The following is a 17,811-nucleotide window of genomic DNA, read 5'->3' as shown; positions in this document are numbered from 1 at the left end:
GACTCCATCCGGGCGTCGCCGTTGACGCCCTGTCCGGGAAGGGGGTGGCGAGGCGTTAGGAAGGGCCCCTTCCCATGCACCAGGCGTTAAGAAGGGGCCCTTCCTTACACGTCAGGCGCCGAGGCGGGCCAGGATCAGCTCGCGGACGGTCTTCGCGTCCGCCTGGCCGCGGGTGGTCTTCATGACCGCGCCGACGAGCGCGCCGGCCGCCGCGACCTTGCCGCTGCGGATCTTGTCGGCGACGTCCGGGTTGGCGGCGATCGCCTCGTCCACGGCGGCGGTGAGCGCGCCGGTGTCCGAGACGACCTCCAGGTTGCGGTTGGTCATGATCTCGGTCGGCGAGCCCTCGCCGGCCACCACGCCCTCCAGCACGGTACGGGCCAGCTTGTCGTTGAGCTTGCCTGCGTCGACCAGGCCCTGCAGCTCGGCGACCTGGGCCGGGGTCGCACCGACGTCGGCCAGCTCCACGCCGGTCTCGTTGGCGCGGCGGGACAGCTCGCCCAGCCACCACTTACGGGCGGCGGCCGGGGTGGCGCCGGAGGCCACCGTCGCCTCGATCAGCTCGACCGCGCCGGCGTTGACCACCGACTGCATGTCGAGGTCGGACAGGCCCCACTCCTGCTGGATCCGCATGCGGCGCAGCCGCGGCAGCTCCGGCAGGGCGGCCTTCAGCTCGGCCACCCACGCGGTGTCCGGGGCCAGCGGCACCAGGTCCGGCTCCGGGAAGTACCGGTAGTCGGTGGCGGTCTCCTTGGACCGGCCCGACGTGGTGTCGCCGGTGTCCTCGTGGAAGTGCCGGGTCTCCTGCGTGATCCGGCCGCCGGCCTCCAGCACCGACGCCTGGCGCAGCATCTCCGAGCGCACCGCCCGCTCGACCGAGCGCAGCGAGTTGACGTTCTTGGTCTCGGTGCGGGTGCCCCACTCCTCGCCCGGCCGGTTCAGCGACGTGTTGACGTCGCAGCGCAGCGAGCCCTCCTCCATCCGCACGTCGGAGACGCCGAGCGAGCGGATGACGTCACGCAGCTCGGCGACGTACGCGCGGGCAACCTCGGGCGCGAGCGCTCCGGTGCCGGGGATGGGCTTGGTGACGATCTCGACGAGCGGGATGCCGGCCCGGTTGTAGTCGACCAGCGACTCGGTGGCGCCGTGGATGCGGCCGGTGGCACCGCCGACGTGCAGCGTCTTGCCGGTGTCCTCCTCCAGGTGCACCCGCTCGATGCCGATGCGGACCAGCTCGCCGTTCACCTCGACGTCCAGGTAGCCGTCGAAGCACAGCGGCTCGTCGTACTGGCTGATCTGGAAGTTCTTCGGCATGTCCGGGTAGAAGTAGTTCTTCCGGGCGAATCGGCACCACTCGGCGATCGAGCAGTTCAGCGCCAGCCCGATCCGGATGGTCGCCTCGATGGCGGCCTTGTTCGCCACCGGCAGCGATCCGGGCAGGCCGAGGCAGACCGGGCAGACCCGGGTGTTCGGCTCGCCGCCGAAGTCGGTCGGGCAGCCGCACCACATCTTGGTGTTCGTGCCCAGCTCGACGTGGGTCTCCAGGCCGATCACCGGTTCGAAGCGCGCGACGACCTCGTCGTACGCGGGCAGTGTCGTCGTCATCTGAGCTCCAGGCGCGATCCGGACAGAACCGTTCCAGCCTAATCGGCTGGCCCGGCCACCCCGCTGCCGGGCTTCGAGATCAGCGCGCGGACCTCGCCGCGCCGGCATGCGAAGAGCACCGCGGGGGTACGTGTCGACGATGACGAATGCGGGGGACGACGCGGCGGCAGTGAACCGGGCGGCTCCGCGCAGAGGCGGTCCGGTAACGACGGGCGTGGTGCTGGTGGCCGGGGTGGTGGCGCTCGGCGTGCCCGCGCTGGCGGTCGGGATGTGGGCGACCGAAGGCGAGCGCGACTTCCAGGACGTGGTGGGCCTGTTCCTCGTCACGGCCGTGCCCGCACTCGTCGGTGCAGGTGCGGCGCTGCTGCTCGGCCGGCGGCTGGTGCCGCGGATGCGTCCCTCCCCCGCAAGCCCGGCCGCCGCCGTGCGGGACGCGCTACGCGCGGGCCGGGCCACCGATCCGGCCGTGGACGCCGCCGCCCGCCGGGAGGCCCGCCGCCGGCTCGGGCAACGTTGGCAGTTGTGGCTCTACCTGGGCTTGGCGGCGCTGCAGACGCTGCTGCTCGCGGGCGGCACCCGGTGGTCCACCCGGCTGGTCGCCAGCGTCCTCATCGCGTTGTGGTCGGGCACCGCGTGGCTGCGGTGGCGCGAACTCCGGGAGGCGCGCCGCTACCTGGCGGTGACGGAACACTCCGACACGACCGGGCCCGGGACGGGCGTCACTCGGGTGCGGTGAAGCGCCGCCGCCGGTTGTACGCCAGCACGAGCAGGATGCCGCCGACCGAGAAGGCCACGACGCTCAACAGCAGCAGTACGAGCGGCGAACCCGGCCCGGTGATCGGCAGCCACGCGCCGCTCACAGTCGACGGCGAGGCGGTCGGCTGAGGCGTCGCCGGGAGGCTGCTCTCCGACGGCGTGGCGGCCGGATCACTGGCGGTCGGCGTGGCCGCCGGGGCGGTGGGAGTGGGCGTCGAGCCGGTCGGGGTCGCCGTGGGGGTGCCCGGGGTCCGGGCGGCGACGGTCAGCGAGACCTGCTTCGTGGCGCTGGTGCTGTATCCCTTCGCCGCGACGGTGAAGGCGAACGTGCCGGCCATGCTCGGGGTGCCGCTGAGCTTGCCCTCCTCGTCGAGGGTGAGACCGCCCGGCAGGGCACCGGCGGCCACGGCGAACGCGATGTCCGAGTCACCGTCGGCGGTGAAGCGGAAGGAGTAGGGCTTCCCGACGGCGGCGGCGGGCGGTTCGCCGGAGGTGAAGGCGGTCGCTGCCACGGCGACGACGACGGTGGCGTCCTGCTCGTCGAAGAGGTCGTTCTGGTCGGTCATCCGCAGGGTGAACGGGTACGTGCCAGGGGTGGTCGGCGCGCCCCCGAGCGACGTCCCCACCACGAGCATCCCCGGCGGCAGACTCCCCGAGGTCACCGACAACCGGTACGGCTCGGTGCCACCTGCCGCCTCGACGGTGTGGATCGCGTAGACCTGCCCGATGTACATGACCGGCCGGGGCTTGCCCGAGGTGATGGTGACCGTCTCGGTGGTGGCGGTGGCGGGCTGCGCGATGGCGGGCTGCGCGGCGCCCAGCAGCAACGCCGCAACCATCGTCAGGGCCATGACCGGGCGAAGTGTCCCCATCGCACATCCAGGTCTCGGTCGGAACCGCTCGCGTCCGCCAGCGGGGCAGGATCCAGTCGATTCAGCAGACTCGGAGTCTATTCAACCGGTGCCAGTGATCCGGCACAATCCGCTTACCGGCGTGCGTCGTGTCGCCGCGACGACAGCCGCGCCCGGCGCGGTAGTGGTGACCGCACCGGGCGCGGGACATCTTCCGGTACGGAGGCGGACGGCCCGCCTCCGTACCCCTGGGGTCAGAGCGTCGGCGGGGTGAGCGTGCCGACGGCGCCCTCCAACGCGGCGGCGACCCGGTACATCCGGTCGTCGGCCAGGGTCGGCGCCATGATCTGGAAGCCGACCGGAAGCCCGTCGGACAGGCCGCACGGCACGGAGATGGCCGGGCCGCCGTACAGGTTCGCCGGGATGGTGAACAGGTCGGCCAGGTACATCTGGTACGGGTCGGCGGTGCGCGACCCGATCGGGAACGCCACGAACGGCGTGGTCGGCGAGATCAGCGCGTCGACCTGCTCGAACGCGCTGGTGAAGTCCCGCGTGATCAGCGTGCGGACCTTCTGCGCCTGGCCGTAGTAGGCGTCGTAGTAGCCCGAGGAGAGCGCGTACGTGCCGATCATGATGCGCCGCTTGACCTCGGGACCGAAGCCGGCCTCGCGGGTCAGCGACATGACCTCCTCCAGCGACCGGTTGCCGTCGTCGCCGACCCGCAGGCCGAACCGGACGCCGTCGAACCGGGCCAGGTTGGAGGAGCACTCGCTGGGCGCGATCAGGTAGTACGCCGGCAGCGCGTACTTGAAGTGCGGGCAGGAGACCTCGACGATCTCCGCGCCGAGCTTCGCCAGCGCCTCGGCGGCGTCACGGAACGCGGCCATCACGCCCGGCTCCGCGCCCTCACCGGTGAACTCGGTGACCACGCCGAGCTTGACGCCGGTCAGGTCGCCGGAGGCGCCGCGCCGCGCCGCGGCCACCACGTCCGGCACCGGGGCCGGGATCGAGGTGGAGTCGCGCGGGTCGTGACCGCCGATCACCTGGTGCAGCAACGCGGCGTCGAGCACGGTACGCGCACACGGGCCGGGCGTGTCCAGCGACGAGGAGAACGCGACCAGGCCGTAGCGGGAGGTGCCGCCGTAGGTGGGCTTCGCGCCGACCGTGCCGGTGACCGCACCGGGCTGGCGGATCGAGCCGCCGGTGTCCGAGCCGATCGACAGCGGCGCCTCGTACGCGGCCAGCGCCGCCGCGCTGCCACCACCGGAGCCGCCCGGGATCCGCTCCAGGTCCCACGGGTTACGGCTCGGTCCGTACGCCGAGTATTCGGTGGAGGAGCCCATCGCGAACTCGTCCATGTTCGTCTTGCCGAGCATCACCGTGCCGGCGTCGCGCAGCCGCTCGACGATCGTCGAGTCGTACGGCGGGCGCCAGCCCTCCAGGATCTTCGAACCGACAGTGGTCGGCACACCCTTGGTGGTCAGGACGTCCTTCACCGCGACCGGCACCCCGGCGAGCGGGCCCAGCTCCGCACCGGCGGCGCGGCGCTCGTCCACGGCACGCGCGGCGGCGAGGGCCCCCTCGGTGTCGACGTGCAGGAACGCGTGCACCCGGTCGTCGACGGCGCCGATGCGGTCCAGGTGGGCCTGGGTGACCTCGACAGCGGAGGTCTCGCCGCCCGCCACCAGTCCGGCGATCTCGACGGCGGTCAGCTTCGTCAGGTCGGTCATGCCGGCACTCCGCTTCGCTCCGTGCCGTCACGACCGACAGCCACGCTGAGCCTGATGATTCGCTCGCTGCGCTCGCTCATGAGGCCACATCCTCGTCCAGGATCCGCGGTACGCGGAACCGCTGCTCCTCGGCGTCGGGGGCGCCCGACAGCGCCTCCTGCGGGGTCAGGCCCGGCCGCACCACGTCCTCGCGGAGGACGTTCGTCAGCGGCACGGAGTGGGACGTCGGCGGGATGTCCGCCGCGGCGACCTCGCCGACCTGCGCGACCGACTGGAGGATCACATCCAGCTGGCCGGCGAAGGTGTCCAGTTCCTCCTCCGTGACGGCGAGCCGCGACAGTCGCGCGAGGTGCGCGACCTCCTCGCGGGAGATGGCGGCCATCAGTGCCCCCTTCGTGGCTGTCCTGAGACGTCTGCGGTGGGCCGGCCGCGCGTACGGGCGTACTCGATGACGCGCGGTGACCGGAGCGAGTCTATTGTCCCGCCGTCAGGACGACGCCTTCGACTCCCCCTCCGGGGCCGGACCGCTGCGGCTGCCCGCCTCCGCCGGACGCACCGGACGGTAGCGGGACAGCCAGGCCACCAGGTCCTCGGCCGGCATCGGCCGGGCGTGGAACCAGCCCTGCGCCACGTCGCACCCGGCGGCGTGCAGCATCCGCCAGGTGCGCTCGTCCTCCACCCCCTCGGCCACCACCCGCAGCCCGAGCGCACCGGCCAGCTCGATCGTCGAGCGGACGATCGCCGCGTCGTCCGGGTCGTCGGCCATTCCCAGGACGAACGACCGGTCCACCTTCACCTCGGACAGCGGAAGCCGGCGCAGGTGTTGAAGCGACGAGTAGCCGGTGCCGAAGTCGTCGAGCGCGATGCCGACGCCGATCCGGTGCAACTGGGTGATGCTGGCGAGCACCCGCCGCGGGTCGGCCATCAGCGCGCCCTCGGTGATCTCCACCTGGAGGCGCTCCGGCGGCACGCCGTACCGGGTCAGCCGGTCGGCGATCTGGTCGGCGATCTCACCGGTGTGCAGGTCACGGACACTGACGTTGAGCGCGGCCCGCAGCGTGAGCCCGGCCGCCGACCACTTGGCGAGCTGCTCCACCACGTCGTCCACCACCCGGCGGGTGAGCAGCCGCATCACCGCGCTCTGCTCGGCGACCTGGATCAGCTCGCCCGGGTCGACCATGCCCCGGCGCGGGTGCCGCCAGCGCAGCAGCGCCTCGACGCCCACCACCTCGCCGGTGGCGATGGCGATCTGCGGCTGGTAGTACATGGTGATCTCGCCCGGGTGCCCGGCTTGCTCGTCCGGCTCGGCCGTGGTGCTCCCGTCGGCGGTCGGCCCGATGACCCCCGGCGCGCCGGTGCTCACGGCGGCCTCCGCATCCTGGGTGACGTCGGCGTCGGCGGTCGCCGTCTCCGGCGCGAACTCCGCGCCGCCGACCACCAGCGGACCCGCGACCGGCCCGGCACCGCCGCGGGCGGCGCGGCGGCGGATCGGGTCGGCACCGGTGAGGATCCGCTCGATCAGGTCGTCGTCGTGCCGCTCCTCGACGCGCTCGCGGCGCCGCCGCAGCCACCGGTTCGGCCGATCGCCGGACCGCCGGCCGCCCCGGCCTCCGTCGCGCGCCGGACGCTGGTTGCGGGCCGGGCGGTCGGCCCGGACCGGCAGCGCCGCCTCCAGGGCGGCGCCGTCACCCCCGCGTACGCCGACCGTCTCCCCGCCCTGCGCGGACGGGCCGGACTCCAGCACCCGGCGCAGGTCGGCCAGCAGGCTCAGCCGCTCGGCCGAGTTGTGGTCGGACTCCGGCGCGTAGACCGCCACGGTGTCGTTGCGGTGCTTCGCGTCGTACATGGCCACGTCGGCGTGGCGCATCAGGGTGGCGAAGTCCTCGCCGTGGTCGGGGTAGAGCGCGATGCCGATGGCGCCGCCCACGTCCAGCGGCAGCCCGTCCAGCGGCACCGGCTCGGCGAGCGCGGCGACCACCCGGTCGGCCCGCTCGCGGGCCTGGTCGATGTCGGTGAGCCGGGGTACGACGATGGCGAACTCGTCGCCGCCGAGCCGCGCCACCATGTCACCGGCGCCCACGGCGCCCATCAGCCGGGCGCTCACCTCGACCAGCAGGCGGTCCCCCACCGCGTGGCCGAGCGCGTCGTTGACGTGCTTGAACCGGTCGAGGTCGAGCAGCAGCAGCGCCAGGTGCGCGTCCGGCGCGCCCCGGGCGGCCCGGTCGCCGTGCAGGTGCACCTGCTCGGCCACCTCGGTCAGCAGAGCCTTGCGGTTGGGCAGCCCGGTGAGCGGGTCCACGTCGGCGAGCTGTTCCCGTTCGGCGGAGAGCCGGGCCATCCGGTAGACCGCGAACAGCGGCACCAGCACCAGCGGGATCAGCGCCGCGCTGGCCCGGGCGGCGGCCACCAGCACCGGCGCGAGCAGCAGCAGCGAACCGGTGGCGAGCAGTTCGTAGGCCAGACCGCTGCGGACACTCGGCCACCACCTGTCGCCGAAGCGTAACCGGACCGCGGAGCTGACCAGTCCGTAGTTGACCACGAACCAGGCGAGCGTCGCGCCGCCCACCGCCGCCACGTCGGTCCAGTGCAGACGGCCGCCGTCGAACAGCTCACCCGGGCCGAGCCGGGCGACCGCGTACGCGGCGGCGAGCGCCCACGCGTACTGCGCGGCGTTGAATCCGGTGCGCCAGGGGGCGTACCCGAGCCGCCAGCCGCTGACCGCGACCGCCACCGCCTGCACGGCGACGGCCGGACCGAAACCCCAGCCGAGCAGGATGGCGAAGGTGAAGCAGGTCGACGGGAACACCGCCGACGTCTGCCGGCGGCCGGGTGGGACGAACGGGCGGGCGTCGCAGGCGACGGCGAGCGCCGCCATGGTCCAGAACGCGGCCGGCAGTTCGCTCCACCTGTCGGCGAGCGCGACGAGCGGGCCGGCCGAGACCACCAGGGCGACCACGCCGATCGCGCCGACGAAACCGAAGAACGGCCCGCTCCGCCCGGGCGGGACGGAGTTACGCGGGTCGCCGGTCTCCATCGCACCTCCCGGGGAACGTCCTGGCGCGCGCCGTCACGCGTCGTACGCCAATGAAACGCCCTCCGAGGCGATTTCCCCGACACGACAGTCACGAATCGGTCGTAGTCGTAATTAACTTGGTATCCGCCGGACGATCGCTGTGACCAGCCTGTCAGTCCTCCACCCGGGCCACCTCGCGGGCCGCCTCCGGGCCGGAGTCCAGCAGCACGCGGAATCCGTCCTCGTCGAGGATCGGCAGTTTCAGCGTGGCGGCCTTGTCGGCCTTGGAGCCGGGATTGTCGCCGACCACCACGAAGCCCGTCTTCTTGGAGACCGAGCCGGTCACCTTGCCGCCCCGGGCCTGGATCGCCTCGGCCGCCTGGTCGCGGCTGAACCCGCTGAGCGTGCCGGTGACCACCACCGTGACGCCGTCGAGCGGTCGCGGTCCCTCGTCGGCGGCCTCCTCGGCCATCCGTACGCCCGCCTCGGCCCACTTGCGCACCACGTCGCGGTGCCAGTCGACGGCGAACCACTCCTTCACGCTCGCCGCGATGGTCGGGCCGACGCCGTCCACCGAGGACAGCTCCTCCTCACCGGCGGCCTCGATCGCGGCGACCGAGCGGAAGTGCCGGGCGAGCGCCTGGGCGGCGGTCGGGCCGACGTGCCGGATGGACAGCGCCACCAGCACCCGCCACAGGTCGCGTTCCTTGGCCTCGGCGAGGTTGTCGAGCAGCTTGGTGGCGTTGCTGCCCAGGCTGCCGTCCTTGTTGACGAAGAACGGTGACCGGCTCAACTGCTCGGCGTCGAGCTGGAACAGGTCGCCCTCGTTGGTGATGATCTGGGCGTCGAGCAGCGCCGCCGCGCCCTTCTCGCCGAGCACCTCGATGTCGAGCACCTTGCGGCTGGCCAGGTAGAAGACCCGCTCGCGGATCTGACCGGGGCAGGCCCGCCCGTTGGGGCAGCGGATGTCGACGTCGCTCTCCTTGGCCGGCGCGAGCGGCGTGCCGCAGGCCGGGCAGGTGGTCGGCATGACGAACGGGCGGGCGTCGGCCGGCCGCAGATCGACCACCGGTCCGAGCACCTCGGGGATCACGTCGCCGGCCTTGCGCAGCACCACAGTGTCACCGATGAGCACACCCTTGCGCTCGACCTCGCGGGCGTTGTGCAGGGTCGCCAGCGCGACTGTGGAGCCCGCCACCCGGACCGGTTCGAGGACGGCGAACGGGGTGACCCGGCCGGTGCGCCCGACGTTGACGTCGATGTCGAGCAGCTTGGTGTTGACCTCCTCCGGCGGGTATTTGAAGGCGATGGCCCAGCGGGGTGCCCGGCTGGTCGAGCCGAGGCGGCCCTGGATGGAGACCGGGTCGACCTTGACCACCACACCGTCGATCTCGTGCTCGACGTCGTGCCGGTGCTTGCCGTAGTAGGCGATGTAGTCCGCGACGCCGGCCAGGTCGTCCACCACCCGCCACCGGTCGCTGGTGGGCAGCCCCCACGCCTTGAGCGCGGCGTACGACTCGGACTGCGCGGCCGGCCGGAACCCGGTGCGCGCGCCGATGCCGTGCACCACCAGGCGCAGCGGGCGGGAGGCGGTCACCCGCGGGTCCTTCTGCCGCAGGCTGCCGGCGGCGGCGTTGCGCGGGTTGGCGAACGGCGCCTTGCCCTGCTCGACCAGGCTCGCGTTCAGGTCGGCGAACGCGGCCACCGGGAAGTAGATCTCGCCGCGCACCTCGATCAGATCCGGCACGTCGGGGAAGTCGTCGGCCGGGGTCAGCCGGGCCGGCACGCCCTTGATGCTGCGCACGTTGGCGGTGACGTCCTCGCCGGTGCGGCCGTCGCCCCGGGTGGCGGCGCGCACCAGCCGGCCCTTCTCGTAGGTCAGGTTGATGGCGAGCCCGTCGACCTTCAGCTCGCACAGGTAGGGCACCGGGCCGCCCGCGTCGCGCTCGACCCGCTCGGACCAGGCGGCCAGCTCCTCGTCGGCGAAGGCGTTGTCGAGCGAGAGCATCCGCTCGGCGTGCGCGACCGGCGTGAAGTCGGTGGAGAAGGTGCCGCCGACCCGCTGGGTGGGCGAGTCGGGGGTGCGCAACGCCGGGTATTCCGCCTCCAGCGCCTCAAGCTCCCGCAGCTGCCTGTCGAACTCGACGTCGGTGACGGTCGGCGCGTCGAGGACGTAGTAGCGGTACTGGTGTTCGGTCAGCTCCTGGCTGAGCGTGGCGTGCCGCTCCCGGGCCGCCGGGGTCGGCTCGGCGCCCGCCGCCGCGTCCTGGGCCGCGTCGACCGCTGGGGGAACCGCTTCTTCGGACACGCCGCCGCCTTCGGACACCGCTGTCGACCTCCCGTGCTCGTGCTACCCGAGAACCGTAGCGGTCGGCTGTGACAGTCGTCCGGTCACCCGCGCCGAGCAGGGCGAACCGGTGCCCGTCGCGCCATTCGGGCGGCCCGGCCCCGGCCGTGCGACGATCGCGTCGGCGGTAGTGGTCGACAACGGTCGGAAGGCGGGCGACGGATGCGCGACGGGGTGATCTGGGCGCTGGTGATCGTGGCCTGCGTCGCGGCCGGCTGGCTGTGGAACGAGTGGCGGCGCCGGGCGGCCGAGCGCGCCGGCGGGACGCGCGACCGGGCCGGCGGCCGGCGGCCGCGCTCCGGTCGTGGCAGCCGGACCGGCGGGCCGGGCACCGACCGGCCCGGTCGCGGGCGTGGCGACGAGCGGACCGGCGGTGGACGCCGCGATGACCGGGCCGGCACCGGGCCTCGGGGTGACCGCACCACGACGCCGCCGAGGCCGCGCGGCGCCGGGCGGACCGGCCGGGCCGAGCCCCGGCCCGGCGAGATCTGGTGGGCCGACGTGCCCTACGCCGACGGGACCGGCTCGAAGGTGCGTCCCTGTCTGGTGCTGCGGGTCGACGGCCCGGACGCCGAGGTGCTGAAGATCACCAGCCAGGACAAGTCGGACCGGGACGACCACCTGCCGATCCCGACCCGGGACTGGGATCCGGACGCCGGCCACGACAGCTACCTCGACGTGAGCGAGCCGATCCCGGTTGCGCTGGACGCGTTCGCCGACCGGGCCGGCACCTGCGACCCGGACCTGTGGCGGGGCGTCCGGCGGCTGAGCCACCTCACCGGCTGACGCCGCCTCGGCCCGGCCTCACCCGGGCGGCGGGTCACGCCGCCGGTCCCCGGCCGTCACCGGGTGAGCCGGCGCCGGACGCCTCCCCGTCGTACGCGGCGCCGAGCCCGTCGAACGCGGCGGCGAGCGCGGTGAGCTGCCCGGCGTACTCGATCCGGCCGGCCCATGCGGCGGGCCAGGCGGCCATGCCGTACGCGGCCCCGACGAACGCGCCGGCCAGCGCGGCGATGGAGTCCGAGTCACCGGCCGTGGCGGCGCCCCGGGCCAGCGCGCCGACCGGGTCGTCGGGATGGCGCAGTGCGCAGAGCAGCGCGGTGGCGAGCGCCTCCTCGGCGATCCACCCCTCGCCGGTGAGCCGGCACGGGTCGCCGCCGTCGTCCGGGCGGGTCAGCGCCGCCTCCAGCCGGTCGAGCACGCGCAGGCAGTCGTCCCAGCCGCGGGCGACGAACTCGGCGGCGCTTCGCTCGCCGGGCCGCTGCCACAGGTCACCGAGCCAGTCCTCCCGGTAGACGGTGCGCTGCTCCCGGGCCCGCTCGGTGAGCAGGCCGGGCAGCTCCGGCAGCGCCGCGCCGTCGCGCAGCAGCCGGACCGCGTACGCGGTCAGCTCGCTGGCCGCCAGCCCGGTCGGGTGGCCGTGGGTGAGACCGGCCTGGAACTGGGCCAGCCCGGCCATCGTGTCCAGGTCGACGTCGAGCAGCCCGACCGGCGTGACGCGCATGTTCGCGCCGCAGCCCTTCGAACCGGCGACGGTGGCCTCCTGCCAGCGGGCGCCGCGGGCCAGCTCGGCGCAGGCCCGCAGGCAGGTCATGCCGGGGGCGCGGTTGTTCTCCGGGCTGACCGACCAGTCGACGAAGCGCTGCCGCAGCAGCGGCTCCACCGCCCCGGCCGTGTACGCGGGCGCGTCGTGCAGCGCCCACGCCACTGCGAGCGCCATCTGCGTGTCGTCGGTGACCAGGGCCGGGTCGCCGGTCAGCTCACGCGGACCGGCCGGGCCGTAGCGCCGGACGATCTCGGTGACGGTGAGGAACTCGGTCGGCTTGCCCAGGGCGTCGCCGTAGGCCAGGCCGAACAGCGAACCGGCGGCGCGGCCGGTGGCGGTGGAGGGGGTCACGGTGGCGATCATGCCCCCGCCGCGCAAGTGGCGGAAGATCAGTCCCAGCAGAGGCAGAACGGATGACCGGCCGGGTCGGCGTAGACCCGGAAGCCCTCCCCCTCGCCGGGGAGCCGCCGCGCGCCGAGTGCCAGCACCGCCTTCTCGGCCGCCTCGATGTCGTCGACTGTCACGTCCAGGTGGAACTGCTGCGGCCGGGCCGGGTCGGGCCAGTCGGGGGCGCGCAGGCCGGGCGCCCGCTGGAAGGCCACCCGCGGCTGGTGCCCGGGTGGGCCTCCGAGCACCACCCACTCGTCGCCGTCGGAGTTCTCCTCCACCAGGGGCAGGCCGAGCAGCTCGGAGTAGAAGGCGGCGAGCGCGTGCGGATCGGGGCAGTCGATCACTGTGGAACGCAGTCGTCCAATCATGCCGGCCATCGTGCCCGGCGGGTACGACGGAAACGTCAGTCCTCGGCGAGCCGCCGGCCCGCGTCGCGGCAGGCGGTGAGCACCGCGCGGGCGTACTCCGGGGTGGCCCCGGCCAGGCCGCACGCGGGGGTGACCACCACCTGCTCGGCCAGCCGGCGGCGGGGGAAGCCGAGCCGGTCCCAGACCCGCCGGACCCGGTCGGCGACCTCGGCCGACGTCGGCGCCCGGCCGGACGGCGGCGGCAGCGTCGGCGCGGCCCCGGCCAGCAGCCCGAGCCCGGCGTCGATCGCCTCGCCGAGCGGGTCGAGGTCGGTGACCAGCGACAGGTCGAGCGCGACACCTGCCGCCCCGGCGGTCCGGATCAGCTCCAGCGGCGCGTCCGGCGCGCAGCAGTGCACGAGCGCCGGTACGCCGGCCGCCTCGATCACGTCGCGCAGCAGCGCCCGCGCCACCTCGGTCTCCACCGGACGGTGGGTGCCGAAGCCGCTCTCGGTGGGCACCCGGCCGGCCAGCACCGCCGGCAGGGACGGCTCGTCGAGCTGGAGCAGCACCGAGGCGCGGGGCAGCCGCCGGGTCACCGCCTCGACGTGCCCGCGCAGCCCTTCGCCGAGCGAACCGGCGAGGTCGCGTACCGCACCCGGGTCGCGCAGCATCCGGCCGCCGATCGGCAGCTCCAGCACGGCGGCGAGGGTGAACGGGCCGGCGGCCTGGACCTTGACCGGCCCGGTGTACTCCTCGGCCTGCTCGGCGAGCTGGTCGAGGTCGCGTTCCATCAGGTCACGGGCGCGGCGCAGATCCCGGCCGGGGCGCGGGGCGATCCGCCAGCGGGCCGCGTACAGCTCGACCGGGAGTTCGACGAGCAGACCGGCGGTGCGGCCGACGATGTCCGCGCCCGGCCCACGGGCGGGCAGCTCGGGCAGGTGCGGCAGGGCGGGCAGCTCGCCGAGCACGATCCGCTGCGCCTCGGCGATGTCGGTGCCGGGCAGTGACCCGATCCCCGTCGCCGCACCGGTGGGCCATGGCCACGCCTGCTCAGTCACCGCCGCAGCCTATCCGCTGCCCGCCGGAGGGCGGACGGGGACGCGGCCCGGTGTCAGCCGGTGATGGTGGCGGAACCGAGGACCACGTCGCCGGCCGGGTCCGGCCGGTAGGCCACGATCGCCTGGCCGGCGGCCACGCCCCGGACCGGGCGGCGCAGCGACGCCCGCAGTCCGTCGGCGCCCACCTCGACGGCGGCCGGCACCACGTCGCCGTGCGCCCGGAGCTGCACCTCGCACTCGACCGGCCCGTCCGGGCGCGGACCGCCGGTCCACACCGGCCGGGTGGCGCGCACGTCGGAGACCTCCAGCGCCTCGGCCGGGCCGACCGTCACCGTGTTCGTCGTCGGCGTGATGGACAGCACGTAGCGGGGGCGTCCGTCCGGCGCCGGGCGGTCCAGGTGCAGGCCGCGCCGCTGCCCGACGGTGTACTGGTAGGCGCCGCTGTGGCTGCCCACCACCGCGCCGGTGAGCGCGTCCACCACCTGGCCCGGCGCCTCGCCGAGCCGCTCGGCGAGGAAGCCGCGGGTGTCGCCGTCGGCGATGAAGCAGATGTCGTGCGAGTCCGGCTTGTCGGCCACGGCGAGACCGCGCCGGGCGGCCTCCGCGCGCACCTCGGCCTTGGTCGAGTCGCCGAGCGGGAAGACCGACCGGTCGAGCTGCGCGCGGGTCAGCACCGCCAGCACGTACGACTGGTCCTTGGCCGCGTCGACGCTGCGCCGCAGCAGGCCGTCCGCGCCGAGTCGGGCGTGGTGGCCGGTCACCACCGCGTCGAAGCCCAGGGCGACGGCCCGGTCCAGCACCGCCGCGAACTTGATCTTCTCGTTGCAGCGCAGGCAGGGATTCGGGGTACGCCCGGCGGCGTACTCGGCCACGAAGTCGTCCACCACGTCGTCGTGGAACCGGTCGGCCATGTCCCACACGTAGAAGGGGATGCCGAGCACGTCGGCGGCCCGCCGGGCGTCCCGGGAGTCCTCCAGCGTGCAGCAGCCCCGGGCGCCGGTGCGGTACGTCTGCGGGTTACGGGCCAGGGCCAGGTGCACGCCCGTCACGTCGTGCCCGGCCTCCACCGCCCGTGCCGCCGCGACGGCGGAGTCCACCCCGCCCGACATCGCCGCCAGAACCCTCACCGGCCCACTCCCCTCGTCCTCACCGAGGGTATCCGGATCAGCGGGGCGTCCGGAGGGCGGCCGCGCGGCGGGCCCGCTCCACCGCGGCCGGCAGCGCGGCGATCAGCGCGTCCACGTCCGCGCCGGTGCTCGTGTGCCCGAGCGTGAAGCGCAGCGAGGACCGGGCCCGGTCGTCGTCGGCGCCCATGGCCAGCAGCACGTGCGAGGGCTGGGCCACCCCGGCGGAGCAGGCCGACCCGGTCGAGCAGGCGATGCCCTGGGCGTCCAGGAGCAGCAGCAGCGCGTCCCCCTCGCAGCCCGGGAAGGAGAAGTGCGCGTTGCCGGGGAGCCGGTCGGCCGGGTCGCCGTTGAAGATCACCTCGGGGACGGCCTGCCGGACCCGCTCGACCAGCTCGTCGCGGAGCGCGGCGACCCGGGCGGCGTACTCCTGCTGCCCCTTGACCGCGCTCTCCACGGCGACCGCGAACGCCACGATGCCCGCGGTGTCCAGCGTCCCGGAGCGGACGTCGCGCTCCTGGCCGCCGCCGTGCAGCAGCGGGGTGGCCGCCACGTCGCGGGCCAGCAGCAGCGCGCCCACGCCGGCCGGGCCGCCGAGCTTGTGCCCGGTCACGGTGAGCGCCGACACGCCGCTGGCGGCGAAGTCGACAGGCACCTGCCCGACCGCCTGGATGGCGTCGGTGTGGAACGGCACCCCGTGCTCGGCGGCGACGGTGGCCAGCTCGGCCACCGGCTGCACGGTGCCCACCTCGTTGTTCGCCCACATGGCGGTGACCACCGCGACGTGCTCGCCGTGCTCGGCCAGCTCGGCGCGTAGGCGCTGCGGATCGAGCCGCCCGGCCGCGTCGACCGGAAGCCGGCCGGCCTGCGCGCCCTCGTGCTCGACCAGCCAGTCCACCGCGTCGAGGACGGCGTGGTGCTCGACCGCGCTGGAGACCACCCGGACCCGGTCGGCGCGGGCGGCGCGACGAGCCCAGAAGACGCCCTTCACGGCGAGGTTGTCGCTCTCCGTGCCGCCGCCGGTGAAGATCACCTCGGAGGGGCGGGCGCCCAGCGCGGCGGCCACCCGCTCGCGGGACTCCTCCACCCGCCGCCGGGCCCGGCGACCCGCCGCGTGCAGCGACGAGGCGTTGCCGACCTCGCGGGCGACAGCGACGTACGCCTCGAGTGCCTCGTCCAGCATCGGGGTCGTCGCCGCGTGATCAAGATATGCCATCACGGTTCAGCCTAACGGCCTGCGTACCCGGCACCGGGGGCCGGACCGCCCCGTCCCACCCGGGGCGGTCCGGCCCGCTCACGCGGCACCGCCACGATCACGCGGGAACGGCCGTGACCACGATGTTGTCCCGGTAGCTACGGGTCTTCGCGTCGAACGGCCCGCCGCAGGTGATAAGCGTGAGGCGGGGCTTGCCGTCGCGCGCGAAGTACCGCTCCAGCGGGATCTTCGACTTCCGGTACTCCTCCCGGGCCACCACCCGGTAGGAGCGCTCGCGGCCGTCCGAGCCGGTGGCGGTGAGCTTGTCCCCCTGGCCCAGCTCACGCAGCCGGAAGAACGCCCCCTTGCCCTGCTCGGCGCTGTCCACGTGCCCGGCGATCACCACCGAGCCGGTGTCGGTCTCCAGGCCCGGGCCGTAGCGGTACCAGCCGACCTGGTCCACGCTGGGCGGCACCTCGAACTCGTCGGTGCGCTCGTTGACGCCCACCGGGTTGACGGTGGCGGTCACCCGGATCGGCGGGATGCTCAGCTTCACCGGCGGCACGATCTCGCTGTCGGCCGGCAGCGTGCCCGGGTTCACCGGGACCACGCCGCGGCCGGTCGCCGACGGCGCCGCCGTGGGCGTGGCGCCGGACAGGGCCGCCACCTCGTCGCCGCCGACGTCCTCGGCGGGCTCGGAGCCGCACGCCACCACAGTCGCCAGGGTGAGCGCGGCGGCGCCGGCGGCCATCGCCGCCAGCGCCCCGCGGTTGCGCACCGTCACCGGCGACCGGCCCGGGCGGTTGCCGCCACCCGCGCCCCGCCGCCGACCAGGAGCAGCACGCCGGCCCCGGCCAGCACGTACCACCAGGTGTCCACGCCGGTGCCGGCCTGGCCGCCGGTGCCGCTGGGCACGCCGCCCGGCGCCGAGTGCAGGCCGCTGATGGTCTGGGCGACCACGCTCAGGTTCTCGGCCTCGGCCGAGCCGATCGCGTAGACGATGGTGGCGGTGCCCTCCTTCAGGTTCAGGTCGGCCGGGCCGATGGCGACGGTGTCGGTACCGGCGAGCACCACGTCCGCCTTGACCGAGCCGGCGGCCACGTCCGCCTTGGCCTCCTTCGGGTTGGTCAGGTTCTCGAAGACCGGCTTGCCGCCGGCCCGCACGTCGACGGCCGGGGCCGCGGCGGTGTGCCGGACGATCAGCCGGGCCTTGCCGGCGCCCACCTTGGACACGTCGTTGACGAACGGGGTGATCTGCGGGTTGCCGTCGGCGCTCAGGTGGGCGGCGAGGCTGATGTTCGCCCCGCCCGGCACCGCGGCGTCGTCCACCTTCAGGATCGCCTTGTCGATCGCCTCACCCGGCTTGGTCAGGGCGATGTCGTAGTCCCCCTCGGGCAGGGTGAGCGGGCCGGCGACGTCGCCGGGCTTGAAGTTGTTCAGCGTCTTCTCGCCGTTGACGTACACGTCGACCGGGGTGTCCGGAATGCCGTGGACCACGGAGACCTTCGACGAGGCGGCGTAGGCCGGGCTCATGGTGGCGGCGCCGACGCCGGCGAAGGTGAGGGCGGCCACCGCGCCGCCCGCGGCGACCCGACGGAACATCGCGTACTGCATTGTCTGCCTCCTGGTGGTTGATGCTGATTCGTCAGGCCTGGCTTGCAGAACGGGTTACGCCGGCTCCGTCGCCCCCGGATGCGCCCGGATCGGATTTCTTTTCCCCGTCTCCGGGCGCATCCGCCGGCGGCTCCGGCGACGAAGGAGAGGTGACGAGGGTCGTGACGGACACACCGGGAGAGTGGGGCGGTGGCTGTGGGAGTTACAGTCGGGCATGCCCCACGGAAGGCGA

General features: G+C 74.3%; 15 protein-coding genes. 2 read left to right on the top strand and 13 right to left on the bottom strand.

Translation table 11 applies throughout. The features are described 5' to 3' along the window. Positions 1 to 111: 111 nt before the first annotated feature. Complete coding sequence (gatB, locus tag KSK32_RS18960; protein ID WP_216932414.1) at positions 112 to 1,605, bottom strand: Asp-tRNA(Asn)/Glu-tRNA(Gln) amidotransferase subunit GatB; 1,494 nt, start codon at positions 1,603 to 1,605, stop codon at positions 112 to 114. Between the two features lie 139 nt (positions 1,606 to 1,744). Between gatB and KSK32_RS18955 the strand changes: the two genes are divergently transcribed. Beyond that, entirely contained in the window at positions 1,745 to 2,341 is a 597-nt protein-coding gene (locus KSK32_RS18955; RefSeq protein WP_216932413.1) for a hypothetical protein, read from the top strand. Here KSK32_RS18955 and KSK32_RS34380 read toward each other — a convergent pair. The 5 genes from KSK32_RS34380 to ligA form a co-directional block, all read right to left on the bottom strand. Continuing rightward, entirely contained in the window at positions 2,325 to 3,212 is an 888-nt protein-coding gene (locus KSK32_RS34380) for a putative Ig domain-containing protein (RefSeq protein ID WP_289256331.1), read from the bottom strand. The two genes, KSK32_RS18955 and KSK32_RS34380, sit on opposite strands and share 17 nt — an antisense overlap. Before the next feature lie 254 nt (positions 3,213 to 3,466). After that, entirely contained in the window at positions 3,467 to 4,942 is a 1,476-nt protein-coding gene (gatA, locus tag KSK32_RS18945) for an Asp-tRNA(Asn)/Glu-tRNA(Gln) amidotransferase subunit GatA (protein ID WP_216932411.1), read from the bottom strand. Positions 4,943 to 5,018: 76 nt separating this feature from the next. After that, positions 5,019 to 5,324, bottom strand: coding sequence for an Asp-tRNA(Asn)/Glu-tRNA(Gln) amidotransferase subunit GatC (gene gatC, locus KSK32_RS18940; protein ID WP_013284468.1), 306 nt, complete (start codon positions 5,322 to 5,324; stop codon positions 5,019 to 5,021). A 105-nt stretch (positions 5,325 to 5,429) separates the two neighbouring features. Continuing rightward, positions 5,430 to 7,976, bottom strand: a complete 2,547-nt coding sequence (locus KSK32_RS18935; protein ID WP_216932410.1) for a bifunctional diguanylate cyclase/phosphodiesterase — start codon at positions 7,974 to 7,976, stop codon at positions 5,430 to 5,432. Positions 7,977 to 8,127: 151 nt separating this feature from the next. After that, a complete protein-coding gene (ligA, locus tag KSK32_RS18930) occupies positions 8,128 to 10,281 on the bottom strand; it encodes an NAD-dependent DNA ligase LigA (RefSeq protein ID WP_374226718.1) in 2,154 nt (717 codons plus the stop codon). A gap of 183 nt (positions 10,282 to 10,464) precedes the next feature. Here ligA and KSK32_RS18925 point away from each other — a divergent pair, with 183 nt between their 5' ends. Next, positions 10,465 to 11,088, top strand: coding sequence for a type II toxin-antitoxin system PemK/MazF family toxin (locus tag KSK32_RS18925; protein WP_216932408.1), 624 nt, complete (start codon positions 10,465 to 10,467; stop codon positions 11,086 to 11,088). A gap of 34 nt (positions 11,089 to 11,122) precedes the next feature. Here the strand turns inward: KSK32_RS18925 and KSK32_RS18920 are convergent, their stop codons facing one another. The 7 genes from KSK32_RS18920 to KSK32_RS18890 all read right to left on the bottom strand — a co-directional run bounded on the left by KSK32_RS18920 (position 11,123) and on the right by KSK32_RS18890 (position 17,579). Then, complete coding sequence (locus KSK32_RS18920) at positions 11,123 to 12,211, bottom strand: ADP-ribosylglycohydrolase family protein (RefSeq protein WP_216932407.1); 1,089 nt, start codon at positions 12,209 to 12,211, stop codon at positions 11,123 to 11,125. A gap of 26 nt (positions 12,212 to 12,237) precedes the next feature. Beyond that, positions 12,238 to 12,606 carry a VOC family protein gene (locus KSK32_RS18915; RefSeq protein ID WP_216932406.1) on the bottom strand — a complete coding sequence of 123 codons (369 nt, stop codon included), beginning with the start codon at positions 12,604 to 12,606 and terminating at the stop codon, positions 12,238 to 12,240. A gap of 35 nt (positions 12,607 to 12,641) precedes the next feature. Beyond that, positions 12,642 to 13,646 (bottom strand): methionine synthase, encoded by a 1,005-nt coding sequence (locus tag KSK32_RS18910; protein WP_216932405.1) that lies wholly within the window; start codon positions 13,644 to 13,646, stop codon positions 12,642 to 12,644. A 53-nt stretch (positions 13,647 to 13,699) separates the two neighbouring features. After that, on the bottom strand, positions 13,700 to 14,773 hold the full coding sequence (gene mnmA, locus KSK32_RS18905; protein ID WP_216932404.1) for a tRNA 2-thiouridine(34) synthase MnmA: 1,074 nt from the start codon (positions 14,771 to 14,773) through the stop codon (positions 13,700 to 13,702). Positions 14,774 to 14,810: 37 nt separating this feature from the next. Continuing rightward, the gene (locus KSK32_RS18900) at positions 14,811 to 15,986 is read right to left on the bottom strand and encodes a cysteine desulfurase family protein (protein ID WP_216932403.1); all 1,176 of its coding nucleotides are present in this window, start codon (positions 15,984 to 15,986) and stop codon (positions 14,811 to 14,813) included. Between the two features lie 97 nt (positions 15,987 to 16,083). After that, positions 16,084 to 16,749 (bottom strand): class F sortase, encoded by a 666-nt coding sequence (locus tag KSK32_RS18895; protein ID WP_216932402.1) that lies wholly within the window; start codon positions 16,747 to 16,749, stop codon positions 16,084 to 16,086. Next, positions 16,746 to 17,579 carry a DUF4397 domain-containing protein gene (locus KSK32_RS18890; RefSeq protein ID WP_216932401.1) on the bottom strand — a complete coding sequence of 278 codons (834 nt, stop codon included), beginning with the start codon at positions 17,577 to 17,579 and terminating at the stop codon, positions 16,746 to 16,748. The genes KSK32_RS18895 and KSK32_RS18890 overlap by 4 nt, the downstream gene beginning before the upstream one ends. Positions 17,580 to 17,811: the final 232 nt, after the last annotated feature.

It is taken from the genome of Micromonospora sp. WMMB482 (assembly GCF_019038635.1).
Classification (GTDB): Bacteria; Actinomycetota; Actinomycetes; order Mycobacteriales; family Micromonosporaceae; genus Micromonospora; species Micromonospora marina.
The sequence above is the reverse complement of the archived record's forward strand: the minus strand, read 5'-3'. Positions and strand labels throughout refer to the sequence as shown.